At 71.0% G+C, this 24598-nt stretch carries 23 protein-coding genes; 13 read left to right on the top strand and 10 right to left on the bottom strand.

The genetic code is table 11. From position 1 onward, the window contains the following. The first annotated feature begins 4 nt into the window (after positions 1–4). From ACXJ3V_RS14575 to ACXJ3V_RS14550, 6 genes are all read left to right on the top strand, one after another. Positions 5–1348: a glycerophosphoryl diester phosphodiesterase membrane domain-containing protein gene (locus ACXJ3V_RS14575; protein ID WP_457101045.1), complete on the top strand. Its 1344-nt coding sequence runs from the start codon at positions 5–7 to the stop codon at positions 1346–1348. Beyond that, positions 1345–2022 (top strand): DUF4129 domain-containing protein, encoded by a 678-nt coding sequence (locus ACXJ3V_RS14570; protein WP_457101044.1) that lies wholly within the window; start codon positions 1345–1347, stop codon positions 2020–2022. Before ACXJ3V_RS14575 ends, ACXJ3V_RS14570 begins: the two co-directional genes overlap by 4 nt. Beyond that, positions 2019–3209, top strand: a complete 1191-nt coding sequence (locus ACXJ3V_RS14565; RefSeq protein ID WP_457101043.1) for a DUF4350 domain-containing protein — start codon at positions 2019–2021, stop codon at positions 3207–3209. The genes ACXJ3V_RS14570 and ACXJ3V_RS14565 overlap by 4 nt, the downstream gene beginning before the upstream one ends. Beyond that, positions 3206–4225 (top strand): AAA family ATPase, encoded by a 1020-nt coding sequence (locus tag ACXJ3V_RS14560; protein ID WP_457101042.1) that lies wholly within the window; start codon positions 3206–3208, stop codon positions 4223–4225. Before ACXJ3V_RS14565 ends, ACXJ3V_RS14560 begins: the two co-directional genes overlap by 4 nt. A gap of 5 nt (positions 4226–4230) precedes the next feature. Continuing rightward, the gene (locus ACXJ3V_RS14555; protein ID WP_457101041.1) at positions 4231–5532 is read left to right on the top strand and encodes a DUF58 domain-containing protein; all 1302 of its coding nucleotides are present in this window, start codon (positions 4231–4233) and stop codon (positions 5530–5532) included. 133 nt (positions 5533–5665) lie between these two features. Next, positions 5666–6466 carry an aquaporin gene (locus ACXJ3V_RS14550; RefSeq protein ID WP_457101040.1) on the top strand — a complete coding sequence of 267 codons (801 nt, stop codon included), beginning with the start codon at positions 5666–5668 and terminating at the stop codon, positions 6464–6466. A gap of 69 nt (positions 6467–6535) precedes the next feature. Here the strand turns inward: ACXJ3V_RS14550 and ACXJ3V_RS14545 are convergent, their stop codons facing one another. After that, complete coding sequence (locus tag ACXJ3V_RS14545; protein WP_457101039.1) at positions 6536–7531, bottom strand: stage II sporulation protein M; 996 nt, start codon at positions 7529–7531, stop codon at positions 6536–6538. A 15-nt stretch (positions 7532–7546) separates the two neighbouring features. Between ACXJ3V_RS14545 and ACXJ3V_RS14540 the strand changes: the two genes are divergently transcribed. Then, positions 7547–8428 (top strand): RDD family protein, encoded by an 882-nt coding sequence (locus ACXJ3V_RS14540; protein ID WP_457101038.1) that lies wholly within the window; start codon positions 7547–7549, stop codon positions 8426–8428. A 3-nt stretch (positions 8429–8431) separates the two neighbouring features. Here ACXJ3V_RS14540 and ahcY read toward each other — a convergent pair whose 3' ends face one another. Both ahcY and ACXJ3V_RS14530 read right to left on the bottom strand, forming a co-directional pair. Beyond that, positions 8432–9916 (bottom strand): adenosylhomocysteinase, encoded by a 1485-nt coding sequence (ahcY, locus tag ACXJ3V_RS14535; protein ID WP_457101037.1) that lies wholly within the window; start codon positions 9914–9916, stop codon positions 8432–8434. Positions 9917–9956: 40 nt separating this feature from the next. Further along, the gene (locus ACXJ3V_RS14530; protein ID WP_457101036.1) at positions 9957–10163 is read right to left on the bottom strand and encodes a DUF3499 family protein; all 207 of its coding nucleotides are present in this window, start codon (positions 10161–10163) and stop codon (positions 9957–9959) included. Between the two features lie 133 nt (positions 10164–10296). On the opposite strand from ACXJ3V_RS14530, the gene ACXJ3V_RS14525 reads away from it, so the two are divergent. Then, the gene (locus tag ACXJ3V_RS14525) at positions 10297–10737 is read left to right on the top strand and encodes a metallopeptidase family protein (protein ID WP_457101035.1); all 441 of its coding nucleotides are present in this window, start codon (positions 10297–10299) and stop codon (positions 10735–10737) included. Positions 10738–10749: 12 nt separating this feature from the next. On the opposite strand, the gene ACXJ3V_RS14520 is transcribed toward ACXJ3V_RS14525, so the two are convergent. From ACXJ3V_RS14520 to manA, 4 genes are all read right to left on the bottom strand, one after another. Then, positions 10750–12156: a DUF5719 family protein gene (locus ACXJ3V_RS14520; protein ID WP_457101034.1), complete on the bottom strand. Its 1407-nt coding sequence runs from the start codon at positions 12154–12156 to the stop codon at positions 10750–10752. Next, positions 12153–14990 carry a glycosyltransferase gene (locus ACXJ3V_RS14515; protein WP_457101033.1) on the bottom strand — a complete coding sequence of 946 codons (2838 nt, stop codon included), beginning with the start codon at positions 14988–14990 and terminating at the stop codon, positions 12153–12155. Before ACXJ3V_RS14515 ends, ACXJ3V_RS14520 begins: the two co-directional genes overlap by 4 nt. 78 nt (positions 14991–15068) lie before the next feature. After that, on the bottom strand, positions 15069–15395 hold the full coding sequence (locus ACXJ3V_RS14510) for a WhiB family transcriptional regulator (RefSeq protein ID WP_457101056.1): 327 nt from the start codon (positions 15393–15395) through the stop codon (positions 15069–15071). A 194-nt stretch (positions 15396–15589) separates the two neighbouring features. After that, a complete protein-coding gene (gene manA, locus ACXJ3V_RS14505; protein ID WP_457101032.1) occupies positions 15590–16759 on the bottom strand; it encodes a mannose-6-phosphate isomerase, class I in 1170 nt (389 codons plus the stop codon). Between the two features lie 42 nt (positions 16760–16801). Between manA and ACXJ3V_RS14500 the strand changes: the two genes are divergently transcribed. The 3 genes from ACXJ3V_RS14500 to ACXJ3V_RS14490 are packed head-to-tail and all read left to right on the top strand — an operon-like array spanning position 16802 to position 20524. Next, positions 16802–18202: an O-antigen ligase family protein gene (locus ACXJ3V_RS14500; protein ID WP_457101031.1), complete on the top strand. Its 1401-nt coding sequence runs from the start codon at positions 16802–16804 to the stop codon at positions 18200–18202. After that, complete coding sequence (locus ACXJ3V_RS14495) at positions 18199–19506, top strand: O-antigen ligase family protein (RefSeq protein WP_457101030.1); 1308 nt, start codon at positions 18199–18201, stop codon at positions 19504–19506. The genes ACXJ3V_RS14500 and ACXJ3V_RS14495 overlap by 4 nt, the downstream gene beginning before the upstream one ends. Before the next feature lie 55 nt (positions 19507–19561). Continuing rightward, the gene (locus ACXJ3V_RS14490; RefSeq protein ID WP_457101029.1) at positions 19562–20524 is read left to right on the top strand and encodes a glycosyltransferase; all 963 of its coding nucleotides are present in this window, start codon (positions 19562–19564) and stop codon (positions 20522–20524) included. Here ACXJ3V_RS14490 and ACXJ3V_RS14485 read toward each other — a convergent pair. Genes ACXJ3V_RS14485 through ACXJ3V_RS14475 form a run of 3 tightly spaced genes read right to left on the bottom strand, consistent with a single transcriptional unit; the run spans position 20521 to position 22563 of the window. Continuing rightward, positions 20521–21270: an ABC transporter ATP-binding protein gene (locus tag ACXJ3V_RS14485; RefSeq protein WP_457101028.1), complete on the bottom strand. Its 750-nt coding sequence runs from the start codon at positions 21268–21270 to the stop codon at positions 20521–20523. The genes ACXJ3V_RS14490 and ACXJ3V_RS14485 overlap by 4 nt on opposite strands. Continuing rightward, entirely contained in the window at positions 21270–22061 is a 792-nt protein-coding gene (locus tag ACXJ3V_RS14480) for an ABC transporter permease (RefSeq protein WP_457101027.1), read from the bottom strand. Before ACXJ3V_RS14480 ends, ACXJ3V_RS14485 begins: the two co-directional genes overlap by 1 nt. A 10-nt stretch (positions 22062–22071) precedes the next feature. Beyond that, positions 22072–22563 carry a GtrA family protein gene (locus ACXJ3V_RS14475; protein WP_457101026.1) on the bottom strand — a complete coding sequence of 164 codons (492 nt, stop codon included), beginning with the start codon at positions 22561–22563 and terminating at the stop codon, positions 22072–22074. 88 nt (positions 22564–22651) lie between these two features. On the opposite strand from ACXJ3V_RS14475, the gene ACXJ3V_RS14470 reads away from it, so the two are divergent. Continuing rightward, positions 22652–23653 (top strand): glycosyltransferase, encoded by a 1002-nt coding sequence (locus tag ACXJ3V_RS14470; RefSeq protein ID WP_457101025.1) that lies wholly within the window; start codon positions 22652–22654, stop codon positions 23651–23653. After that, the gene (locus ACXJ3V_RS14465) at positions 23650–24591 is read left to right on the top strand and encodes an NAD-dependent epimerase/dehydratase family protein (protein WP_457101024.1); all 942 of its coding nucleotides are present in this window, start codon (positions 23650–23652) and stop codon (positions 24589–24591) included. The genes ACXJ3V_RS14470 and ACXJ3V_RS14465 overlap by 4 nt, the downstream gene beginning before the upstream one ends. Positions 24592–24598 lie beyond the last annotated feature (7 nt).

Below are 24598 nucleotides of genomic sequence, written 5' to 3'. Positions count from 1 at the left end.
CACAGTGACGACCTATCCGGCATGGACGCCCGCATCCCGCCCGGGCATCATCCCGCTGCACCCGCTGTCGTTCGGCACCATCCTCGGGCGCTCGTTCGCCGCCCTCCGGCAGAACCCGAAGGTCCTCCTCGGATTCGCGCTGTGCGTGCAGGCGGTCGCCTACCTGGTCGTTCTCGTCGCGGTCGGCGCCGTGGGATGGGCGTCGTTCTCGCGCTTGGACACCCTCACCCCGGGCAGCGAGGACTACGACGCCGTGATGGCGGGCTCGATCGCGCTGACCGCGATCGCGGGCATCGTGCTGGGCCTCGCCGCAGGGGCACTGGGCGTCATCGTCCAGGGCGTGGTCGTGGCCGAGGTCGCGCACGCCGCCCTCGCCGAGAAGCTGACCCTCGGCGCGCTTTGGCGCCGCGTGAAGCCCGTCGCCTGGCGCCTGCTCGGCTACTCGTTCCTGCTCGTGCTCGCGACGCTGGCCCTGGTCGCCGTGGGCGGCGTCGTCGTCTTCGCGACCGGTACGGTCGCGCCGCCCGCCGCGATCGCGCTCTTCCTGCTGCTCGGGCTCGGCGCGGTGCCCCTCACCCTCTGGCTGACCGTGAAGCTGCTGCTCGCGCCCTCGGCGATCATCCTCGAGCACGCGACGATCGGCGGCGCGATCGGACGATCGTGGCGACTCACCCGCGGACGGTTCTGGCCGGCCCTCGGCATCGTCGTCATCGTCTCGCTGATCTTCGGCGCGATCGCCCAGGTCGTCGGTCTGCCGTTCCAGCTGATCACCACGGGACTGACGTCGATCATCGCGCCCACCGGCGACCCCGGACCGACCGACGTCATCGGCCTGATCGTGTCGCTCCTGCTGGTGCAGGCCGTCACCCTGCTGATCCAGTCGGTAGGCTCCGTCGTCCAGTCCACCTCGACGGCGCTCATCTACCTCGACTGCCGCATGCGCCACGAAGGGCTCGACCTCGACATGCTCTCGTACGTGGAGCGACGGGATGCCGGGGTCACCGGCCTCCCGGATCCCTACCGCGAGCACATCGGCCGCGTACTGGTGCCCCGCCTCGCGCCCCCGCCGCCGATGGCGGGTTACGCCGCGTATCCGCCGTACTCGCCCTACGTGCAGCCGCAGCCGTACTCGCAGTACTCGCAGTCGTACCCGCCCTCCGCGCAGCCGCAGCAGTACCCGCAGTATCCGCAGCCGTACGCGGCCGCTCCGGCGGCGGCCGCCCCGACGCCGCCGGTTCCATCGGCCGAGGGCGATGTCGCGGCGCCGCCCGCAGGCGAATCCCCGCCCAGCGCGACCCGCTGGACCGCGCCCGATGCGGCCGCCGACCGTGAGTCGCCGTGGGCGTGAGCGTCGCATCGGCCTTCCGGCTTGCCGACGCGGTGCCACCGCTGACGCCGGACGGCGAGGAGGCGCGTCGCTGGGCGCAGGAGGAGCTGGCCGACCCGGTTTACACGGCCGCCGAGCCCACCCCGCTCGATCGGGTCGCCCGGGCGATCGGAGGATTCTTCGACCAGCTGTTCTCCTCGGAGATCCCGAACGGCTGGGGGCCGACGCTCGCCGTCGTGGCCGCGCTCGTGGTCATCGTCCTGATCGTCGCAGCGTTCCTGATCTGGGGTCTCCCCCGCGCCTCCCGCCGCACCAGGGCGGCGGGAGCTGAGCTCTTCGGGGTCGCCGAGGAGCGCAGCGCGGCCCGCCTGCGGCGGGACGCGGCATCCCTCGCCGACCGCGGCGATTGGGACGGCGCCATCGTGCTCCGCTTCCGCGGGCTCGCGCGCGCCATCGTGGAGCGGGACCTCCTCGAGGTGCCGCCTGGCGCCACCGTTCACACGTTCGCGCGCACCGCGGGGCGCGTGTTCCCCGGCTGCGCGGCCGCCCTCGAGGAGGCCGCGGCGGCGTTCGACGACGTGCGCTACCTGCGCAGACCGGGAACGCCGGACCTGTACGCCCGGGTCGTGGCGGTCGACGAGGCGATCATGGCCGCACGACCGCTGCTCGCGGAGTCGGGGGCTGTGCCTCGATGACCGCCGCCATCGACACCGCCGCCGATCCCGCCACCGCGCCGCGCACGCGCCGTCGCAGCATCGGCACCTGGATCGCGATCGGCGTGACTCTGCTAATGATCGGGGCGATCGGTGCGGGTCTTTCCGGCCTCTCACGCTGGGCGGAGCGCGACGTGCTCGACCCGGATTCGGCGGGTCCGGATGGAACTCGGGCGCTCGTGCAGATCCTGCGCGACCAGGGCATCGACGTCGTGGTGGCGCGCGATCGCGCGGCCGCCACCGAGGCGCTGACCGGCGCCGCCGACACCCTCGTCCTCACCGACCCGCCTGCTCTCTCGGACGACGCCGTGTCGTCCATCGCCGATGCCGCGACCGACGTCATCCTCGTGGATCCCCGAGCCCGCACCCTGCGACTGCTGCTTCCCGGCGCCGCACCCGCGGGGGTCTCCGCCGGAGAGCTGGTCGATCCGCAGTGCGATCTGCCGGAGGCCACGCGGTCCGGGCCGGTCGCTCCCGGATCGATCTTCGACCCAGGGGACTCCGGGCTGGTCTGCTATCCGACCGATGCCGGCGCGGGGGTCATCGGGCGTGACGACGGCCCACAGCGCGTCGTGGCCGTAGACGCGCGAGCACTGTTCGTGAACGCCCACCTCGCCGAGAACGGCAACGCCGCCCTGGCGCTGAACCTCATGGGGCGGCATCCGCTCGTCGTCTGGTACTCCCCCGGCGTCGACGACACCGACCTCGAAGGCGGCGATCCGACCCTCGGTGAGCTCACTCCACCCTGGGTGAGCCCCGCCATCCTGATCCTGCTGTGCGCGGCCGCGGCAGCCGGGGTGTGGCGTGGGCGACGGTTCGGTCCGCTCGTGCCCGAGCGGCTGCCGGTCACGGTGCGCGCCGCCGAGACGACCGAAGGCCGCGCGCGCCTCTACGCACGCTCCCGCGACGCCGTCCACGCCGCCGATCAGCTCCGCATCGCCGCACTCACCCGCATCGGCCGCCTGCTCGCCCTCGGACCCGGGGCAGCCGCGACGGAGATCTCCGACGCCGCCGCGGCGCGGCTCGGGTGGGATCCGCGCGTGGTGCGCGGCATCCTCCTCGACGAGATCCCCCGCGGCGACGCCGACCTCGTCGCGCTCTACGAACGCCTCCGCCACCTCGAGGACGCGGTGCGCACCGCCGTCCGCCCGGAAAGGAACCTGCCATGACCGACCCGACGCCGCACTCCGCCCCGCCGGCCGCGAGCCCGCCCCCTCTGCCCGGCGCGTCTTCGCCCGAGCAGCTGCGCGAGGCGATGAACCGCGTCCGCATCGAGGTGGGCAAGGCCGTCGTCGGCCAGGACGGGACCGTGACCGGCCTGCTGATCGCCCTGCTGTCGCGCGGGCACGTGCTGCTCGAGGGCGTCCCCGGCGTCGCCAAGACCCTCCTCGTGCGCGCCTTCAGCCGTGCGCTCGGGCTCGACACCAAGCGGATCCAGTTCACGCCCGACCTCATGCCCGGCGACGTGTCCGGCTCGCTCGTCTACGACGCCCGCACCGGCGAGTTCGAGTTCCGCGAGGGCCCGATCTTCACGCACGTCGTGCTGGCGGATGAGATCAACCGCACACCCCCGAAGACCCAGGCGGCGCTGCTGGAGGCCATGGAGGAGCGCCAGGTCTCGACCGACGGCGTGACCCGGCCGCTCCCCGACCCGTTCCTCGTGGCCGCGACGCAGAACCCCATCGAGCACGAGGGAACCTACTCGCTGCCCGAGGCGCAGCTCGACCGGTTCCTGCTGAAGCTCATCGTCGAGGTGCCCGCGCGCGACGCCGAGTTCGCCGTCCTGCGGCGGCACGCGAACGGATTCGACCCCCGCGACCTCGCGGCCGCAGGGCTCACCCAGGTCGTGACGGCGGAGGAGATCCGCGGCGCGCAGCGGGCCGCGGCATCCGTCACCGTCTCCGACGACGTGCTCGGCTACGTCGTCGATCTCGCCCAGGCCACCCGCCGCAGTCCCTCGGTGCAGCTCGGGGTGAGCCCGCGCGCGGCGACGGCGCTGCTGGCGGCGGCGAAGTCGTGGGCGTGGCTCGGCGGCTACCCCGCGATCACCCCCGACCACGTGCAGACCATGATGGTGCCGACCTGGCGCCACCGCATCCGGCTGCGGCCCGACGCCGAGCTCGAGGGCGTGTCGGTCGACGCCGTGCTGACGTCGGTCCTGCAGCAGACCCGCGTCCCGATCTGATCTCCGTGTACGTCACCGGCCGGCTCCCCCTGCTCGTCGCCCTCGGCGTCGTTCCCCTCGTGCTGCTCACCGCGGCCGGGGTGAACGCGTGGGCCGTCGGGGCGGGCTGGGTGCTCCTGTGCACGGTGCTGGCGCTCCTGGATGCCCTGCTCGCTGCCCCGGCCGCCGGCATCCGGATCGAACGACGGATGCCGCGCCGCTCCCTGCTCGGCCAGCCGGTGGAGACCGAGCTCGCTCTCGTCAACACGAGCGGGCGGCGGATCCGAGGGCGCCTGCGCGATGCCTGGCAGCCGACGGCCGGCGCGCCGGCAGAGCGGATCCCGCTGGACCTCCCGGCCGGAGAACGCCGCCGGATCACTGTGCCGCTGCTCCCCCGCCGCCGAGGTGAGCTGCGCAGCGAGTTCGTCGTGATCCGCTCGGACGGTCCGCTTCGACTCGCGGGCCGCCAGGCGCGCATCGCGGCGCGCGGCGTCGTCCGCGTGCTCCCGCCCTTCACAGCGCGCCGGCACCTGCCGTCGCGCCTGGCGCGGCTTCGCGAGCTGGACGGCAACACCAGCGTGCAGGTGCGCGGGCAGGGCACCGAGTTCGACAGCCTGCGCGAGTATGTGCGCGGCGACGACGTGCGCTCGATCGACTGGCGTGCCACGGCGCGCGCCGGCAGCACGATGCTGCGCACCTGGCGGCCCGAGCGCGACCGGCACATCGTCATCGTCATCGACACCGGTCGCACCGCCGCGGCGCGGGTCGGCGACGGCGTGCGCCTGGACGCCGCGATGGAGGCCGCCCTGCTGCTCGCCGCGCTGAGCGCGCGGGCCGGCGATCACACCCACCTGCTGATGTTCGACCGCGTGGTCCGCGCCCGCGTGACGCGGGTCGAGGGTGCAGGTCTCCTCCCGGCACTCGTGGACGCGATGGCTCCGGTCGAGGCGCAGCTCATCGACACGGACTGGGACGCCGCCTTCGCCCAGGTGCGCGCGTTCACCTCGCGACCCTCGCTCGTCGTGCTGCTGACCGCCCAGGACGCCCCTGCGGCGGCACGGGGCTTCCTCGGCTCGCTGCCCGCGCTCAGCCGGCGAACGCGGGTGCTGGTGGGCACCGTGACGGACGATCCCAGCCCCGACGCCGAGCGGCCGGACGCCGCGGACGTGTACCGCGCGGCGGCGGCGGCCCGCACGGAGCGGGATGCCGCCGCCGTCGCCGTCGCGATCGGCCGGGCGGGCGCCGAGGCCATCGCAGCCTCCCCCGAGGCGCTGCCACCCCGGATCGCGGACCGCTACCTGGCGCTCAAGGCGGCCGGGCGCCTCTGAGCCCGCACGATGACGCCGTGTTGCGCGAATCCGCGAACGCGCGCACCGGTTGCCTGAGAGTTCGCTGAACACGCTCTAGGCTCACGGTGAGCGGCCAGTCGGCCGTCATCCCTCTGCGAAGGAGACTCCCGCCATGAGCGACCCGCGCCCCGAGAAGCCCGTCACACCGACGCCTCTCGAACACACCCCCACGGCCCCCTCCACTGCCGCCGTCCTCACCGCCGAGGCGTTCGGCACGTTCCTGCTCGTGCTCGGCGTCATCAGCACCGCGCTGTTCGCCGCCGGATTCGGCGAGGGCACCGACTCCGCCAACAAGGGAGTCGGATTCCTCGGCGTCTCGCTCGCCGTCGGCCTCACCGTCGTCGCGGGCGCCTACGCCTTCGGTCCCATCTCGGGCGGCCACTTCAATCCGGCGGTGACGCTGGGCCTCGCCGCGGCCGGACGGTTCCCGTGGAAGGGCACCCCCGCCTACATCATCGCCCAGGTGATCGGCGGCCTCGTCGCCACGACGCTCATCTACCTGATCGGTCTGAACGGCCCGGACGGCTGGCTCACCGCCGCCGCGGATGGCGGATTCGCCAGCAACGGCTGGGACAAGCTCTCACCCGGTGGCTTCGGCATCGGCGGCGCGATCATCGTCGAGGTGCTCTTCACGGCACTCTTCGTGATCGTCATCCTCGCCGTCACGCACTCGACGCGCGGCAACCCCGCGTTCGCCGGCCTCGTGATCGGCCTGACGCTGACACTGATCCACCTCGCCACGATTCCGATCGACAACACCTCGGTCAACCCGGCCCGCTCGATCGCGACCGCGGTCTACGGCGGCGGCCTGGCACTGTCTCAGGTGTGGGTGTTCATCGTGTTCCCGATCATCGGCGCCCTGATCGCGGGCTTCGCCTACCGCGCCCTGTTCGACGGCACGAAGAAAGCCTGACCAGCTCGACGAAGAAGGGCCCGACCTCGTGGTCGGGCCCTTCTTCGTGCGTCGTGACGGATGCCGCGCTCAGCCGGCGACGAGGGTCGGCGTGCCGGCCTCGAACTCGGTCAGATCGCCGGTCTCGCCGCGGCGGTGCGCACGCCCGCCGACGACCAGCACGTAGACGATCACGAGCGCCAGCGCCGCCGCCCCGATGCCGATCTTGATCGGCCACGGCCACGGCTGTGCGGTGACGAACCCCTCGATGGCGCCTGAGATCGCGAGGCCGATGACCAGGCCGATCGCGACGATGGCGAGGGAGCGTCCGGCTGCGGCGAGCGCCTCACCGCGCGGCCGCGGCCCTGGAGCGACCCACGCCCAGAAGATGTGCAGCCCTGCCGCGCCGGCGATGAAGATGCAGGTGAGCTCGAGCATCCCGTGCGGGAGGATGAACAGCAGGAAGACGTCGCCCCGGCCGAACGCGAACATGATCGCCGCGGCCATCCCGACCCCGACGGCATTCTGCACGAGGACCATGACGGGCCAGATGCCGGTGATGCCGAACAGCACGCACTGGGCGGCGATCCACGCGTTGTTCGTCCACACCGTCCCGGCGAACACCGCGGCGGGGTTCTCGCTGTAGTACTCGGTGAACGAGTGGTCGGCGTAGTACTCCAGGTCGGCTCGGCTGCCCAGCGAGGCGACGAGCGCCGGATCGCCCGACACCCAGAGCGCGACGATCGTGACGACCACGACGAAGGAGACGGCGATCACGAGCGTCGTCCACCTCAGGCGGTAGAGGGCGGCAGGCAGCTGCAGCCAGAAGAACCGCGGGATCTGCCGCAGCACGTTCTCGGGTCCACCGGTCAGGCGCAGCCGCGCCCGGGCGAGCATGGTCGAGACGTGGTCGCCCTGCGGCGTCCGTCCCGCCGAGGTCTTGATGTCGGCGAGATCCGCGGAGGCCGCCCGGTAGCGGGTGACGAGTTCGTCGATGTCCGCGCCGTGAAGGCGGCGCGTGCGGCTCAGCCGGTCAAGCTCCGCCCACTCCTCGCGACGCGCGGCCGTGAGGGCGTCGAGATCCATGTGCATACTGTACGCATGCCGGACGCCCCCGCCCCCGCCGCGTCCGATGCACGCGGCGAGATCCCCACCACGGTGCTCGAGGTGCGCAGCGAGGAGATCCTCACCGGTGAGGCGGTCGCCCTCGACGTCCAACCCGTGGGCTTCTTCCTCCGCGCGCTCGGCTGCCTCATCGATGTCCTCATCGCGATCGTGCTGTTCATCCTGTTCCTGCTCGCCTCGTCGTGGCTCGTCGGTGCGAACGTGCTCGAAAGCACGGTCGTGCCGATCCTGACGATCGTCGTGCTGGTGCTGATCACCGTCGCGCTGCCCACCACGGTCGAGACCGTGACCCGCGGACGCAGCCTCGGCCGCTTGGCCGTCGGCAGCCGCATCGTCCGGATCGACGGCGGTGCGGCGGGATTCCGGCATGCGTTCATCCGCGCCCTGGTCGGCGTGATCGAGATCTGGTTCACGCTCGGCGCGATCGCCGCCGTGGTCGGTGCCTTCACCCCTCGCGCGCAGCGCCTCGGCGACCTGCTCGCCGGCACGTATGCCGAGCGCACCCGCACCCCCGCGCTCCCCGACCAGCACGCGCCCATGCCCCCGATGCTCGCCGAATGGGGCGCGGTCGCCGACGTCGCCCGGCTTCCAGACCGCCTCGCGCGGCGGATCGCGCAGTTCACCCGGAGCGCGCCGCAGCTCGAGCCGGCCGCACGCGAGCGGCTCGCGGCATCCCTCTCCACCGAGGCCGCGCGCTACGTCTCGCCGGTGCCGGCGGTGGAGCCTGCGGCGTTCCTCTACGGGGTGGTCGCCATCCGCCGCGATCGCGAGCTGCGCGCGCTCATGTTGGAGACCCAGCGGGTCGCCGCGCTCACCGCCCATGCGGACGGCGTGCCGCGCGGGTTCCCGCGCGGCTGAGCGTCAATAGCGGTAGTGATCCAGCTTGTAGGGGCCGTCGACCGGAATGCCGAGGTAGTCCGACTGCTCGGCGGTGAGCTCGGTGAGCTGCACGCCGAGAGCGCCGAGATGCAGGCGCGCCACCTTCTCATCGAGGGCCTTCGGCAGCGTGTACACGCCGATCGGGTAGGCCTCGGGGCGCGCGTAGAGCTCGAGCTGGGCGAGCACCTGGTTCGCGAACGATGCGCTCATGACGAACGACGGATGCCCCGTCGCATTGCCGAGATTCATCAGGCGTCCCTCGCTCATCACGAGCACGCTGCGTCCGTTCGGCAGGCGCCACTCGTGCACCTGAGGCTTGATCTCGATGCGTTCGGCACCGGGGATGGCGGCGAGTCCGGCCATGTCGATCTCGTCGTCGAAGTGGCCGACGTTGCCGACGATCGCGAGGTGCTTGAGGCCGAGCAGGTGCTCCGCCGTGACGACCCGGGTGTTGCCGGTGCAGGTGATGACGATGTCGACCTCGCCGATGACATCGATCAGACGCGCGACCTGGAAGCCATCCATCGCGGCCTGGAGCGCGCAGATCGGGTCGATCTCACTGACGATCACCCGGGCGCCCTGGCCGCGGAGCGCCTCCGCGGCGCCCTTGCCCACATCGCCGTAGCCCACGACGAAGGCGACCTTGCCCCCGATCAGCACGTCGGTCGCGCGGTTCAGACCGTCGGGCAGGGAGTGGCGGATGCCGTAGGTGTTGTCGAACTTCGACTTCGTCACGGAATCGTTGACGTTGATCGCCGGGAAGAGCAGCTTTCCGGCGGCGGCGAGCTCGTAGAGGCGGTGCACGCCGGTGGTCGTCTCCTCGGTCACGCCGATGAGGCCGGCCGCGATGCGGGTGAACCGTTCCGGGTCGCGCTGGAGGCTCGCCCGCAGGGTGGCCAGGACGATCCGGTACTCGTCGGAAGCGTTGGACTCGGCATTCGGAACCGCGCCCGCCTTCTCGAACTCGGCGCCGCGGTGCACGAGCAGCGTCGCGTCGCCGCCATCGTCGAGGATGAGGTTCGGACCGTCGAAACCCTCCGCCGACCAGTCGAAGATGCGATCGGCGAGGCGCCAGTACTCCTCGAGCGTCTCGCCCTTCCACGCGAACACCGGTACGCCGGCCGGGCTGTCCACCGTGCCGGTGGGGCCGACGACCACGGCCGCGGCCGCCTCATCCTGCGTCGAGAAGATGTTGCAGCTCGCCCAGCGCACCTGCGCGCCGAGGGCGGTGAGCGTCTCGATCAGCACGGCCGTCTGCACTGTCATGTGCAGCGAGCCCGCGATCCGCGCGCCTTTGAGCGGCTGCTGCGCACCGAACTCACGGCGCAGCGCCATCAGGCCGGGCATCTCGTTCTCGGCGAGACGCAGCTGGTGACGGCCCGCTTCGGCGAGCGCGAGATCAGCGACCTCGAACTCGAACGGTCGAACGGTTGCCTGAGGGGCGGCGACGGAGGTGTGGCTCGGCATCCGGCCATTCTCCCATGTGAGCGGCGGACGACCGGCGGGGTCAGACGCGGAGGGTCTCGTGCCGCACGACGACCCAGCCCTTGGGCACGGAGAGCCGGTCGGTGTGCACCGCGCACAGGTCATGGGCGTGCGGGTCGAGCGCGCGGCCGAGAGGCCCGACCGCGGCCATCTGGTCGGCGTAGTCGTACGTCAGGGTCGACACCGCTTCGCGGGCGCAGCCCACCTTCGAACAGAGTCTCTCGCGCATTTCCCTCACGCTACCCGCGCGATCCTTCGCCGGATGGATGCCGCGCCGCCGGCCGGTTCGGGTGGCGCCCGCGCCGGCGCACCGGGCGACGGAGCAACGCGTCCGCCACACTCGTGCGACTTAGGATGGGGGCATGCCGTGGCGGAAGACGAGGGAAGCTGCGCGGCCCGCGCGCCGTCCGGGGCGGCACGGCCGGCACGGCCGCGAGGACCGCAGTCCGGTGGTCAGGCCTCCGCTCCCTCCGCTGGACACCCGCGCCGAGCGATTCGACCTCGCGGTGGGCACAGCCGCGGAGTTCCTGCGGTCGGCATGGCCGGAGCTGCGCGATGTCAGCTTCGAGATCGGCGACATGCCGCCTGCCACGGATGCGGACGGCATCCCCCGCTGGCAGGTGCTCACCGACGAGAAGCGGATCATCCTCTACCGGCTGCCGATCGAGCGCCTCAGCCACCTGCACCACGACGACGACCTGCACCGCCGCATCATGATCGAGGGCAGCGTCTTCCGTGCCGCCGCGGAGTACCTCGACCGCGACCCGTGGGATCTCGGGCCCGAGCGGTTCAGATACTTCTAGCCCGCCGCCCGGTCAGGGATACACGGTGATCGGCTTCGCCGCCTGGTCCGCCGACCACACCGGGTAGCCGGCGAGCGCGCCGTCACCCGACATGGTCACGCTCGCACGGATGGGCGCAGCGCCGGCGTCGAGCGAGTAGACCGTGCCTGGGCGCACGCTCAGCCGAGCCTCGCGGCCGGCGGCGACCGTGATCTGCGACGAACTGGAGCCGTCCACGGCCTCGAGAGTGACCTGCGCGTCGGAGTCCGATGGGTTCGCGACGATGATCGCGGCCGCGGGGCCCGCCGGGATCGCGACGAGACTCGGCACGGCGATAGCCGGCGCAGGCATGTACCAGGCGAAGTCGGAGCCCTCGCCGAAGCCGGTCGTCTCCCAGACCGCGCCGACGAGGGGGGCCTCGGCCGCCACCCGCACCGTGTATTCGCCGGGCGCGAGCCCTGGCAGCTCCAGGTCGACCGGCAGGCCCGCCGGCAGCGCCACGGAGAGCGGCTCGATCCCCTGGCTGGACGTGCCCACCGCAGTGGCGGTCACGGTGGCCGTCGTGTCGGCGGAGGGCGACAGGAGGCGCACGACCGTGCCGGACTCGCCCGAGCCGTCGCCCGGGGGAAGCGTCACGGTGACGCCGGGAATGAGCAGCAGCGGGTCGGGCACGATCATCGCGCCGACCTGGTCGACGCCACCGGGGAGGAGGGTGCGGGTCAGCGAGGTCTGCAGCGCGGCGACGACCGGAGCGCCGGTCGCCGTCACCCGGATCACGGGGCTCGCCTCGCCCAGCGCGAGGCCGGAGAGGGGAACGGCGCGTTGCGAGTTCGGCGCGATCACGAGGTCGCCGCCGGCCGGCACCGTCGGACCGGCGGTGCCGAAGACGGTGAGCTGCACCGTGGAGGCGACGGCTCCTGGGTTGGCGAGGATGACGAGATCCGATGCGCCGGTGCTCGTGGAGCCGCCGACCAGCCAGGACTCCATCAGCGGCGGGCGGCAGGCGGCAGCGGCGAACCCGACGAGATCCGGCGCGCTCGCCGTCGCGGAGCCTGCGGCCGCGACATCCGTCCGCTCCCCGCCCTGTGGGAGCGCGGTGAACACCGCAGCGACCGAGTCGGGCACGGGCGTCGTGAGCTGGCTCTGCGTCGGCGCGGCCGCGCCGGCCCGTACCCCCGACGTCGTCGACTGGGGCGCCGCCGCCGCCAGGGTGCCCGCGGCGGCCGCGTCCCGGCCCTGGACCAGGAGCGCCCCATCGCACGCGAGGACATTCGCCTCCGGCGCCGGCACGGCGACGATCGACACCGGTTCGCGGGTGACGGTGGGCCAGGGCAGCGCGACCGCCGTGACCGTGGCGACGACGAAGCCGGCCGCCACAAGGGTGCCGGCCAGCACCCGGGTTCCCGTGGTCGCCCAGCGGAAGGGCAGTCGATCGCTCATCGGCCCTCCCGCCAGTACGGCCCGACGATGCGCGAGGTGCGCTGCGCGGCGCGGCGGGTCGATGACGTCGGCACCGCCAGCAGGAGCGCGATCGCGATGATCGCGAGCTGCGCCGGAGCGATCCAGCCCGCCCACGCGGGGACGGATGCCTCGGCCCGCGGCGCGACCGGGATCGTGACGCGCCACAGCGTGCCCTTGGTGGTCTCCCCGACCGCGTCGAGGCCGTCGCGCTGGTCTAGCGAGGTCTGGGCCGCGAGCCGGAACCCCCTGGTTGCATCGGACTCGGTCGGCGCCGTCGGCGCCAGCAGCACGAATTCCACGCCCTGGGCTGCGAGGTCCTCGACGGCGGGGCCGGCCGCCTCGGCGACGAGGTCGGCGGCGAGATGGGCGAGCGCGACATCGCCATCGTCGGCCTCGGACCGGGTGGAGACGATCGTCGCCTGCCCGCCGATCGTCTCGCTCCCACCCCAGACGACTTCGGCGGCGACACCGCCCGCGCTCTGCGGGGTGAGGATCATGGTGCCGACATTCGGATCGTCACGGCCCTCGGCCGCGACGTAGGCGGGCAGCGTGCTCGCAGGTCCGGTCGTGAGGAAAGCGGCACCGCGCGACGTCGCCGTCAGGGCGGGCACCGCGAGCACGGCAAGCGCCCCGAGCACCACGACAGCCGTCACCGCCCTCGCGGCCCCGAGTCGCGGTGCGAGCCCGGAGTCCAGAGCCACCAGGGCGCCGCCGATCGCGCCCAGCCAGGCGAGACTCACGCCCGCCCCGGGCCAGATCGGGACCACGGCGGACTGTGCGAACGCCACGGCGATCCCGACCGCGGCGAAGGAGGTGGCGATTCCGGCCGCCGCCACGACGAGGCACGCCACCCCGGCCGCCCACCGCTGGGTGAGGGGGGAGATCAGCGCCAGCACGGCGAGAGGCGCCGCGAGCAGCGGCACCCACCAGGTCGGGGCGCCGGCGAGGAACGCGCCCCACCCGCCGGGATCCGCGGTCGGGAAGCCGGCAGCGAGCATCGCTCGACCGGCGGCGTCGGCGGCGACCTGGGGACCTGCCCAGGGCACGCCCGGGTCGGCGAGCAGCCCCCACGGCTCGCCGGCGAGCAGCTGGTGCAGCACGAGCGGCGCCGCGAACACGAGCGCGGGCACCATCACCCAGATGAGGTGCGCGGTGCCACGGCCGGCCTGGCGCACGATCGCCAGGAGCAGCGCCAGCACCCAGAGCGCGACGAGGGCGGGCGCGAGCGACGGCGCGCAGGCGATCACGCCGACCAGGAGGACGGATGCCGCACCCGCCGCCACCCAGGAGCGGTGCGCCACCGCGCCGGCGTAGAACAGCCAGGGAAGCAGCAGATGCGCGATCACCGCGGTCGGTCTGCCCTCGACGAGGGCTGCGAGGAACGTCGGCGCCAGCGCCCAGGCGGCGCCGCCGGTGATCCGCAGCACGGAGCGATCGGTGACGCGGGTCGCGACGAACCAGCCCCCCAGTGCGGCGACCGGGAGCGCGAGCACCCACAGCAGGACGATCGCGCGAGAGGGCTCGGACGGCCACGCGCTGCCGATCACCGCGATCACAGCGGCGAACGGGTCGGCGGGGCCGATCGTGTCCAAGCCCAGGGCGCGCCGGCCGTAGGCGGCGTCGCCCCACAGCTGGGCGACCACCGTTCGCAGCGGCTGGAGCGCCCCGCCCCCGATCACGGGGGCGGCGAGCAGCGCGGGGAAGGCGGCGATCGAGGCGACGAGCGCCGCCAGGACGAGCCACGCACCCCCGCCGGAGAAGAATCGCAGCTCGCCGCGGAGGGCGTCTGAATCGGTCTCGCCCGCGTCCCATCGGGATCGCAGCTCCGAACCGGACACCCGCAGGGGTGCGAGCTGCGACCAACCGGTCCGGCGCGCGCGGCGGATGCGAGCGCGGGCCCGCGCCACCGCCCCGACTCGCACGAGGGCGAGGACCGATGCGGCCCATTCCGCCGGGATGAGCCCTGGCTGCTTGCGAACGAGCAGCACGAGCGTCTGCCACGCGGCGAGCGGCAGCAGCGCGAGCCAGAGGAAGGGCAGTGCGACGACATTCGCGTACGCCAGTCGGCGGTGCAGCTCGGCGGTCCGCGTCGCGATCGCACGCTGGACACGACTTCCGGTGGTGCGAGGTGTCGCCCGCTCTGCCACGCCGTCGCCGGCGACCGCCACGAGGGCGCGCGGCACGAGCGCGATGCGCGCGCCGGCCAGGCGCGCCCGCACCCCGAGGTCGAGGCCCTCATCCGCACCGGCCAGGGCGGGGTCGATCTCGCCGATTTCGCGCCAGTTCTCGCTGCGGATCAGGATGCCGCGCACATCCGCGCCGAGCACGTCCTCGACGGCGTCATGCTGGCCCTGGTCCAGCTCGCCGTCCGCGAGTCCGACCGTTCGCCCGAGGCGGGTCACGCTCACGCCGAGGGAGACGATCGTGGACCGGTCGTCCCAGCGCACGAGCTTGGGCGCGACGAAGGCGACCGAGGGCGACAGCTCGAGGGCCCCGGCGAGGCGGCTCAGCGCTTCCCGCTCCGGCGCCGTGTCCTGAGCGAGCAGCCAGATCGCGTCGGCGTCGACCCGCCGAGCGGCGATCGCGGTGGCCTCCGCGAACCGGGTGCGCGCGGGCGCGGTGATCACCGATTCCGCCGGTGCCGCGGCAGCGATCTCGGCGATCCCCAGGTCATCGCCGCAGATGACGATGGTCAGGGCATCGACAGGACGCGACTGCGCCGCGACGGCCGCCAGCGTCCGGCGCAGATGGAACGCCGCCGGTGCGCGCCCGTCGGGGCGCACGACGAGAAGGGCGTGGACTCGGCCGGGCATGACGTCGTCAGCCTAGGCCGGGCATCCATCAGAGTCGGGCGCCGCCTCGGCGCGCCCCGCGATCCCGGTTCTCGGTCGTCAGCTGGCGCGGCGCTTGAGCTTGCGACGTTCGCGCTCGCTCAACCCGCCCCAGATCCCGAAGCGCTCGTCGTTCTGCAGCGCGTATTCGAGGCACTCACCGCGCACGTCGCACGTCGTGCAGACGCGTTTCGCATCGCGCGTCGAGCCGCCCTTCTCCGGGAAGAAAGCTTCCGGATCGGTCTGCGCGCAGAGCGCATCTGTCTGCCATCCGAGCGGATTTCCGTCGTCGGCCTCGAGCGGCCGCCGTACTCCTGGTACGCCGAGATTGACCGGATCGACGAACCAATTGTCGGGAACGCCGGAACGGTACTGTGAGCCCGCCATCTCGTCTCCCACCTGTGTAGCCCCCCACGCAGGTTCGCGTGTACGTGTAATTACACCCGTGTAGTTCGCCTGGGTCAAGTCGCAGATCGTAAAGCCTCACCCCTGGATTGAGGGTTCACGACGCGCCGACGGCGTGTCGCGGGCACGTAACGAATTCTCCAGACGGGCGGCCCAGCCCCGTTCGACGCCGCAGATCAGCCGGTGGCGCCGGGCACGGCGACGAAGACCTCGCCCGATCCGCGGAGGCGCAGCATCCGCTCGTCCGCTGTCGCGAGCACCGCCGCGCCGGGGATCAGCGTCGCGTGCTCCGCGGAGGCTCCCCCGGAGATCTCCACCGACCCGCGGGTCGCGAGCGCGATGGCCACCCCCGTGATCGGCACGTCCACCGGGCCGTCCTCGACGACCCGCAGGTGCAGAAGGGCGAAGTCAGGCACGCCAGGGTCGAAGCGCTCGATCCCGCCGGCGAGCCGCGCAGGCTGAAGGATCGGCGCGGGTCCGGGGGTGGAATCGAGCACCGTCAGCAGTTCTGCGACATCGATGTGCTTCGGCGTGAGCCCGCCGCGCAGCACGTTGTCGCTCGCCGCCATCAGCTCGACGCCGAGGCCCTCCAGATAGGCGTGCAGCACTCCGGCGGGCACGAAGATCGCCTCGCCGCGACGCAGCGTCACGAGATTCATGAGCAGGGCCACCACGATGCCGGGGTCGCGGGGATCCGCGGAGCCGATGATCCGGCGGGCCGTGGCGAGTTCCGCGCCGAACTCCGGGGCATCCGCCGACGCGACCGCCGAGACGATCCCGTCGACCTCGGCCTGCGCATCACCGGAGAGCAGCCACGCGATCGCGTCCCGGAGCGCACCCGCGTCGTCCGGCGAGTCGAGGCGCCGGGCCAGCGCCGCACCGGCCGGCCCCAATGCGTCGAGCAGGCGCCGGGTGGCGTCGAGGGGCCGCAGGCCCGCCAGCGCGGTGAAGGTCTCGCTCACCGCCACGATCAGCTCGGGCTTGTGGTTGTCGTCGCGGTAGGTCCGCTCCCCCGCGTCGCGAGGCACTCCGGCCACCTCTTCGCGGGCGAAGCCCTCCTCCGCCTGCGCTTTGGAGGGATGGGCCTGGATGGAGAGGGGGGATGCCGCGGCCAGGAGCTTGAGCAGGTACGGCAGTCGCGCGGGGCCACCCGCTGCGGCGCCCTCGGTCGCGAGCCATGCCCCGAGCGGCCGCCCGTCGGGCACCAGCGCGGGGTCTCCCGGGTGGTCGCCGAACCAGATCTCCGCCTCCGGGTGCGGTGCCGGAGCCCGCCCCTCCAGGTCGGCGATGAGGGTGCGGGACCCCCAGGCGTAATTGCGCGGCTCGTTCACGAGGGGCACCAGCATGGGCCCAGCCTAACGGCGCCTGCGCGGTACCCTGATTGCACCATGGCGCTGCACACGAAGCACCCGGCGTCGGCTCTGCCGACAGCACCGGAACGCGAGACGACGCGTCACCTCCTGCTGCGGGCGTGGTGCATCTTCGTGCTCTTCATGGCGCTGTCCGGAACCGCCTGGGTGCACGCCATCGGCCAGCTGCCGACCACCTTCCTGACCATCGCGGGAGGAATCCTCTCCGCGGTCCTCTGGTTCGTCGTCCGCCCCCTCGTGCAGTGGCGCCGGCTGCCCGAGTTCGCGCTGGCCTACGTCGCGTGGGCGATGCTCTCGCTGCTGTGGTCGGCCTGGCCGCAGACCACCGCGCTCACGCTGCTGCTGCTGGTCATCACGACGCTGCAGGCGCTCTTCGTCGGAGCGGCGCTCACCTGGCGAGAGCTCGTGCGTGCCATCGCGTCGGCCCTCAAGTGGGTCATCGGGCTGTCGCTGCTCTTCGAGCTGTTCGTATCGATCTTCATCCAGCATGCCGTGATGCCCGGGTTCGCGCCGCTCCCGGAGAACGCGGATCCGATCGAATACTGGTCGCGCAACAACCTCTTCGAGGGCGGGCGCATCCAGGGGATCGTCGGCAACGCCAACCTCCTCGGCCCGCTGTGCCTCCTCGCCATCATCGTGTTCGCCATCCGCCTCGCCGCCGGCGCCCCGAGGCGGGCCCTGCTCTGGGTGTGGATCGGACTGTCCGCCTACCTGATGATCCGCGCCGGCTCCGCGACCGCGTACGTCGCGGCCTGCGCCGTCGTGGTCGTGCTGGTCACGGTGCTGCTGATGCGCCGAGCCCGAAAGCCCGGAGATCGCCTGCCGTACTACATCGGCTATCTCGTCGTCGGAGTCGGCGGAGCGATCACCGCGTGGCTCCTGCGCGACCGGATCTTCGCGGCCTTCGGGCGCGACTCCGATCTCACCGGCCGCGAGGACATCTGGCAGGCCGTGATCGCCAAGGCCCAGGAGCGACCGATCGCCGGCTGGGGATTCGCCACGCCGTGGAACCCCGCCGATCCAGCCTTCGACGCCTGGATCACCGACCACGGCCAGACCGTGATGCAGGCCCACAACATGTGGGTCGACGTCTTCTTCCAGCTGGGTGTCATCGGGCTGATCCTGATGGGCCTGACCTATCTCGCCTTCATCTGGCGTGCCTGGTTCTTCGCCGTGGACCGTCCCCGCTGGGATCTCCGCGACGACCGGCCGTACTCCGCGCTGTCGCTGCTGCCCACGCTCGTCGGCGCCGTCCTGCTCGTGCAGGGGTTCGCCGAGTCCTCGCCGCTGCTGCTCTGGGGCTGGATGTTCCTGGTCATGCTCGGCTTCAAGATCAAGCAGGCACCCCATATCGGGGAGGGCCCCGCTGAGCAGTACCTCGCGATCGAACGCGGCGAGCCTGCGAAGCAGGCGTCGTGACGGACGCGCCCCGCGGGCTGGGCGGCGTGCTGGCCTCGGCATCCTTCGCCCGCGCATTCACCCTCGCGGCTTTGGGTGCGGTGTTCGGCTCGGTCCTGATCGAACGTCTCGCCGGACGCGTGACCTACGCGACGATCCTCGCCGGGCTGTGCGCGTTCGCGATCGGGATGCTGGTCGCCCGGCGTCGCGAGATCTCCCTCATCCGGCTGGTCCCGACCACACTGCTCGCCTTCCTCGGCTGGGCGCTGGTGAGCGCATTCTGGACCACCGATGTGACGCAGACGCTGTGGAGCTGGGTCGCCGCGGCGGCGCTGGCCCTGATCGCCGTGACGATCGGCCACGTCCGCGACACGCTCCAGACCGTGCGGTCGCTCGGCGACGTGCTCCGCGTGCTGCTCACGCTGTCACTCGGCCTCGAGATCCTCTCCGGCATCCTCCTGGACACGCCGCTCGGCTTCCTCGGCATCCAGGGGAACATCGCCCAGCTGGGGCCCATCCAGGGCGTCTTCGGCACGAGGAACCTCCTCGGGTTGGCCGCGGTCATCGCGCTGATCACCTTCCTCATCGAGTACCGCACCCAGTCCGTCCCCCCTGGCCTGTCGCTGTATTCCGTCGTGCTGGGGGGGTTCAGCGCGGTGCTCTCGGACTCTCCGACCGTCGTCGTCCTCGCCGCCGCCGTGGCCGTTGCCACCGGCGCGCTGGCGCTCGTGCGGCACACCACGCCGGACCGCAGGACCGCCGTGCAGTGGGTGTTCGCGGGCGTGCTCGTGGTCGGGATCGGAGTCGCGTACACGCTGCGGCACCAGATCATCGCCTGGCTCGGTGCGGGCAGCGACTTCTCGATGCGGGCCAACCTCTGGGCGACCCTGCTCACCTATGTCCGCGTGCACCCGGTGCAGGGCTGGGGCTGGTTCGGCCCGTGGGCGCAGGGCGAGTTCCCCTTCATCGCGATGAACTACTCGCTGGGCCGCTCGCACGCGACCGCCCTGAACGCCTACTTCGATGTACTCCTCCAGCTCGGCTGGATCGGGCTGCTGGCCTTCCTGGCCCTGGCCGTCGTCGCCTTCGTCCGCGCGTGGCTCGTCGCGAGCGAGCGCCGCTCGATCATCTACGCCTGGACGCCGCTGACCCTGGTCGCGCTCCTGGTCGACTCGATGTTCGAGAGCTTCACACTGTCGGGCTTCGGGTGGCTTCTCCTGGTGCTCTGCGCCGTGCGGGCGGGCCAGTCGCGTTCGTGGCGGGAGCGGATGGACATCACCGAGGTCGAACCGGAGCTTCCGCACGTCCAGGGGGAACCGCGGTGAGGCACGGTAGGATTCTCGGGCCATGCCTCTTGCCTCCGACAGTTCCCCTGCCTTGATGACAACTGCAGCTTTCGACCCCGCCTCCGCGACGATCGCGATCGTCACCTACAACCGGTCCCCCCTCCTCACGCGACTCCTCGAGAGCATCGTCGTGATGGATCCGAAGCCGGGCCACGTCGTCATCGTCGACAACGCCTCCGTCGACGACACGACCGAGGTCGTCGAGTCGTACCGCGAGCGTCTCGGCACCGAACTCGTCTACCACCGGCTCGACACCAACACGGGCGGCTCCGGCGGGTTCAGCGAGGGCATGCGCGTCGCGTACGAGCTCGGCTCGACCTGGATGTGGCTCATGGACGACGACGTCGAGGTCATCCCCGACGGGCTCGCCCGTATGGGCGCGTGGGCGCCCCGGTTCAAGAGCATCCAGGGACGTCGCTACGACTACGACGGCAGCGAGTTCTACTGGCAGTACCGGCTGTCCATTCCGCTCGGCATCCCGATCCCGTTCGCCCCGGCGACGTTCGACGAACGCGGCTTCCGGCCGATGAACAGCGGATGCTTCGAGGGCATGTTCATCCACCGCGACGTGGTCGCCGAGATCGGTCTGCCCGACCCCCGATTCTTCATCTACTGGGACGACTCGGTCTACGGCTACCTCGCCTCGCGCAAGACCCGCTCGGTGATCGTCAACGAGTTCGTGCTGCGCCGCACCCGCGAGATCAAGCAGTGGGACATGGGCATCCGGCACCTCAACGCCTCGAGCGACGCGTACCGGTACTACATCATGCGCAACCGCGGCCACATGAAGCACTACTTCCAGACGCAGGGCACCTACCGCCCGGTCTACTTCGCCGTGGGGTCGTTCCTGACCTTCGCGAAGGAGATCATCCGGCTGCTCTTCGTGGAGCGCAAGGTGCGCGGCACTTCGAATCTGTTCCGGGGTATCCGCGACGGGCGGAAGATCGCGAAGGATGCCTCCTGGCGGCCGATGCCGCCGCTCAAGGTCGACGCTTAACCTGTGACATAGTCCGAGTTGTATCGATCGAGCACCTCGGCGATCGGGGCATCCATCGCCAGTCGTCCCTTGTCGAGATACAGTCCCCGCGTGCAGAACCGGCGCAGGTCCTTCTCGCTGTGACTCACGAAGAAGAGCGTCCTGCCCTCAGCCAGCAGCTCGTCGATCCGCTTGTAGCACTTCTCGCGGAACGCCCGGTCGCCCACGGCGAGCACCTCGTCGACGAGGAGGATGGGCTCGTCCAGTTGCGAGACCACGGAGAAAGCGAGGCGCACCTTCATCCCGTTGGACAGGTGCTTGTAGGGGGTGTCCACGAAGTCGGCGATCTCGGCGAACTCGATGATGCCGTCGAACCGCCGTGAGACCTCGGCGCGCGACATCCCGTGCAGACCAGCCGCCAGGCGGACGTTCTCGCGCACCGTCAGGTCCCCGACGAAGCCGCCCGTGATCTCGATGAGCGGCGCGACGCCGCCATTGACCGCTACGGTGCCTTCGTCCTCGATGAGCACGCCGGCGACCAGCTTGAGCAGCGTCGACTTGCCCTGACCGTTTCGCCCGACGACCCCGATCGACTCCCCCGGCTTGACGGTGAACGACACGTCTCGCAACGCCCAGAACTCGCCAGGGCGCGAGCGGCGCTTGGCGCCCGCGAAGAGGTCTTTGAAGCTCCGGCGCCCTCGGCGGTTTCGCCGGAATCGGATGCCGAGACCCGAGACCTCCATCGCGTAATCGGATGCCGCGGCCATCACAGCTCCTTCAGCACAGGTCGCTCAAGCCGGCCGAAGACGAACATCCCGACCGCGAGGAACGCGAAGCACATGATGGCCCCCACGATGACGACGAACCCATCCCACGTCTCGGTGAAGAACGCCGCGCGGTAGAGGGTGAAGATCCCGGAGAGCGGGTTGAACGCCGCGAGCGTCTCGAACGGCCCGGGCAGATCGGACACTCCGTAGATGATCGGCGACGCGTAGAAGAGCGCCCGCAGGATGAGCCTGGTCGTGCGCTCCAGGTCGGTGTACAGCACGCAGAGCGGCGCGACCAGCAGGCCCAGCCCGACCAGGAGCACGGTCTGGAGGATCACGGCGAGGGGGAACCACAGCACGCCCCAGCCCACGTGAGCGCCGGTGAGGATCGCGAAGGCGATGACGACGGGCAGTGAGAAGAGGAACTCGATCCCCTTGGTGAGAACAACCCGGTTCGCCCAGATGGAACGCGGGATGGCCGTGGAGCGAACCAGCCGCGCGTCCTTGCTGAACGCCTTCGTGAAGTCCGAGACCGAGGAGTTGAACCACACCCATGGAAGGAGCGCCGTGAGCAGGAAGACGATGTACGGCTCGTGCCCGACGGTGCGGTGGAACACCTGCGTGAACACGAACCAGTAGATGGCGCTCATCACGAGCGGGTCGAGCACCGACCACAGGTATCCGAGGGCGCTCGTGGCATAGCGCACGCGAAGATCGCGCGAGGAGAGGAGCCACAGCGAGTGGAGATAGCGCCGCGGCGAACCGGGGGCGCCGACGGCGGCTGTGGTCACGGAGAGGAGTCTATTGTCCGCTCGCCGAGGCGGGCGACGCGCCCTCCTGCGTCGGCGCACCGACCGCGGGCTCTGTGGTCGGCTTTCGTCGGAATGAGAAGTACTTGTGGCCGACGAAGCTCAGCACCGTCGTCGCAATCAGCACAATGGCCTGCGCCGGGAGGGGGTGCAGGCGCAGCACCTCGACAAGCAGCGGAAGGGCAGCCGCGTTCGCCAAGATCGCGACGATGTACACGCTCACGAACCGGATGAAGTCGCCGACGACGTTGCCCTTGACCACGAACACGAACCGGCGGTAGAGAACGAAAGCGAGGGTGATGGCGATCACGTAGGAGATCACGAGACTGACCAGATATCCGAGGTACACGTCAGCGAACACCCACGTCGCGAGGGCCGCGAAAACCGCGTAGCCGACGATCGTGTTGGTCCCGCCGACCATCAGGAAGCGGATTCGCTGATCCGCCGCCACCCGAGCAGTCAGCCGAGTGATCCGATTCGCCATGGATCACCCTCCGCAATCGTCCGACTATCTCGGATTGGTAGTCTAGTCGAGCGAAGAATCCTGCTTCGCTGGACCAGCGAAAGCCCGAATGACCGCATCTGCTGCACAACCGCACTTCGTCTCCGTGGTGGTTCCGGTCTACAAGGGCGAGTCGACGCTGCGATCCCTTGTCGAGGAGATTGCCCAGGTCACTGCCCCGAGCAGTTCTCCCGGCGGCGCAACGTGGCAAGTGACCGAGGTGCTGTTGGTCCACGACAACGGCCCCGATCGATCGGCCGACGTCATCCGTGAGCTCGCTGAGGAATACGACTTCGTGCGCGGCATCTGGTTGAGTCGCAACTTCGGCCAGCACTCGGCGACGCTCGCAGGCATGGCCTCAAGTGGATCGGAATGGATCGCCACGGTCGATGAAGACGGTCAGCACGATCCAGCCGACATCGCGTTGCTGATCGATTCCGCGCTCGCGAACAACGCTCCACTCGTCTACGCAAAGCCCACCAACGCGAAACCGCACGGTGTGCTGCGCAACGCTTCGTCCCGGTCCGCCAAGGCACTCATCGCCGGGCTGTCCGGAAATGCGCACACGCCCGACTTCCAGAGCTTCCGACTGGTTCTCGGTGAGATCGGCCGGAGCGTCGCCGCGTACGCCGGGTCCGGTGTATACCTCGATATCGCGCTTGGATGGGTTGCCTCGCGTATCGCGACGGCGGACGTGAAATTCCGAGCTGAAGGCGAGCGGGCATCTGGATACTCCCCTCGCAAGCTGCTGAGCCACTTCTGGCGTCTTGTCCTCTCCAGCGGCACTCGCGCATTGCGCATTGTCGCCGTCACGGGAGCGATCTTCGCCGGGATCGGCGTTATCCTCGCGATCTGGTTCATCCTCCAGTGGCTCCTCGGCGCCACTCTCCCGGAGGGCTGGACCTCTCTGATGACCGTCGTACTCCTCACCTCGGGGGCATTGCTCATCTCGGTCGGAATGGTCGCCGAGTATCTCGGCATGGCAGTCAACATGGCCATGGGCAAGCCGCTCTATCTGATCGTGAGCGACCCGGCGAATGGTCCGCTAGGGCGGCGAACCGAACGCGGATGAGCACCCTGAACTGGGTGATCGGCGCCCGTGGCCTGCTGGGTTCGGCGGTCACTCGCTGTCTGCAGAGTGCACGGGAGGAGGTCTTCGATGGACCTTCGATCCGCTGGGCGACCCCTCTGGCCGTCGAGGACCTGAACCGTGGCCTCGAGGAGCTCATCGATGCCGCCGCGGACGGCGGGTGGCAGGTGCTCTGGTGCGCCGGCGCCGGAGTGACCGGCTCCAGCGCCGCGGAGCTTCAGACGGAGGTCGCGACGTTCGAGGCGCTGCTCGCATCCATGCGCTCACTCCCGGCTGAAATCCAAAGCCGCGGGAGCCTGTTCGTCGCCTCATCGGCCGGGGCGGTCTACGCAGGGTCGCGTGGCGCGCCGTTCGACGAGTGGTCCGAACCCGTCCCCCTGGGCGAATACGGGCGCGCCAAACTCGCGCTCGAAGCCGCCACCAGCGCCTTCGCTGAGGCCGGCGCCGTCCGGTGCTTCGTCGGTAGGATCTCAAACCTCTATGGCCCCGGACAGAGCCTCTCGAAGCCGCAGGGCCTGATTTCGCACCTCTCCATGGCGAGCGTGCGCCGAACGCCGCTGTCCGTGTACGTCCCGTTGGACACTCTGCGCGACTACATCTTCGTGGACGACTGCGCAGCGCTGATCGTGGACGGCTGCCGCACGATGAGGGCATCCGACGCCCACCACCACCTGAAAATCATGGCCTCGGGGCGCTCGGTGAGCATCGGGGCGCTGCTCGCTGAATTCCGCCGCATAGTCGGACGCCGTCCCGAGGTCGTGATGGCCACCTCGCCGCAATCTGCACTTCAAAGCGTCGATCTTCGTGTGCAGTCGCGATACTGGGTCGCACTCGACCGCCGGCCATCGACGAACCTCACGGACGGCATCGCGAGGACCCTTCAAGGCATCCGCACGTCCTACCTCCGCGGTGGTGCCTGAACCTCCT

It is taken from the genome of Microbacterium sp. P5_E9 (assembly GCF_054049175.1).
The sequence above is the reverse complement of the archived record's forward strand: the minus strand, read 5'-3'. Positions and strand labels throughout refer to the sequence as shown.

Excerpts from the sequence above, each read along its gene's own strand:
- ACXJ3V_RS14565 (WP_457101043.1), top strand. The coding sequence starts at position 2,019 with ATGACCGCCGCCATCGACACCGCCGCCGATCCCGCCACCGCGCCGCGC.
- ACXJ3V_RS14560 (WP_457101042.1), top strand. The coding sequence starts at position 3,206 with ATGACCGACCCGACGCCGCACTCCGCCCCGCCGGCCGCGAGCCCGCCC.
- ACXJ3V_RS14550 (WP_457101040.1), top strand. The coding sequence starts at position 5,666 with ATGAGCGACCCGCGCCCCGAGAAGCCCGTCACACCGACGCCTCTCGAA.
- ACXJ3V_RS14545 (WP_457101039.1), bottom strand. The coding sequence starts at position 7,531 with ATGGATCTCGACGCCCTCACGGCCGCGCGTCGCGAGGAGTGGGCGGAG.
- ACXJ3V_RS14540 (WP_457101038.1), top strand. The coding sequence starts at position 7,547 with ATGCCGGACGCCCCCGCCCCCGCCGCGTCCGATGCACGCGGCGAGATC.
- ahcY (WP_457101037.1), bottom strand. The coding sequence starts at position 9,916 with ATGCCGAGCCACACCTCCGTCGCCGCCCCTCAGGCAACCGTTCGACCG.
- ACXJ3V_RS14530 (WP_457101036.1), bottom strand. The coding sequence starts at position 10,163 with ATGCGCGAGAGACTCTGTTCGAAGGTGGGCTGCGCCCGCGAAGCGGTG.
- ACXJ3V_RS14525 (WP_457101035.1), top strand. The coding sequence starts at position 10,297 with ATGCCGTGGCGGAAGACGAGGGAAGCTGCGCGGCCCGCGCGCCGTCCG.
- ACXJ3V_RS14520 (WP_457101034.1), bottom strand. The coding sequence starts at position 12,156 with ATGAGCGATCGACTGCCCTTCCGCTGGGCGACCACGGGAACCCGGGTG.
- ACXJ3V_RS14515 (WP_457101033.1), bottom strand. The coding sequence starts at position 14,990 with ATGCCCGGCCGAGTCCACGCCCTTCTCGTCGTGCGCCCCGACGGGCGC.
- ACXJ3V_RS14510 (WP_457101056.1), bottom strand. The coding sequence starts at position 15,395 with ATGGCGGGCTCACAGTACCGTTCCGGCGTTCCCGACAATTGGTTCGTC.
- manA (WP_457101032.1), bottom strand. The coding sequence starts at position 16,759 with ATGCTGGTGCCCCTCGTGAACGAGCCGCGCAATTACGCCTGGGGGTCC.
- ACXJ3V_RS14500 (WP_457101031.1), top strand. The coding sequence starts at position 16,802 with ATGGCGCTGCACACGAAGCACCCGGCGTCGGCTCTGCCGACAGCACCG.
- ACXJ3V_RS14490 (WP_457101029.1), top strand. The coding sequence starts at position 19,562 with ATGACAACTGCAGCTTTCGACCCCGCCTCCGCGACGATCGCGATCGTC.
- ACXJ3V_RS14485 (WP_457101028.1), bottom strand. The coding sequence starts at position 21,270 with ATGGCCGCGGCATCCGATTACGCGATGGAGGTCTCGGGTCTCGGCATC.
- ACXJ3V_RS14475 (WP_457101026.1), bottom strand. The coding sequence starts at position 22,563 with ATGGCGAATCGGATCACTCGGCTGACTGCTCGGGTGGCGGCGGATCAG.
- ACXJ3V_RS14470 (WP_457101025.1), top strand. The coding sequence starts at position 22,652 with ATGACCGCATCTGCTGCACAACCGCACTTCGTCTCCGTGGTGGTTCCG.
- ACXJ3V_RS14465 (WP_457101024.1), top strand. The coding sequence starts at position 23,650 with ATGAGCACCCTGAACTGGGTGATCGGCGCCCGTGGCCTGCTGGGTTCG.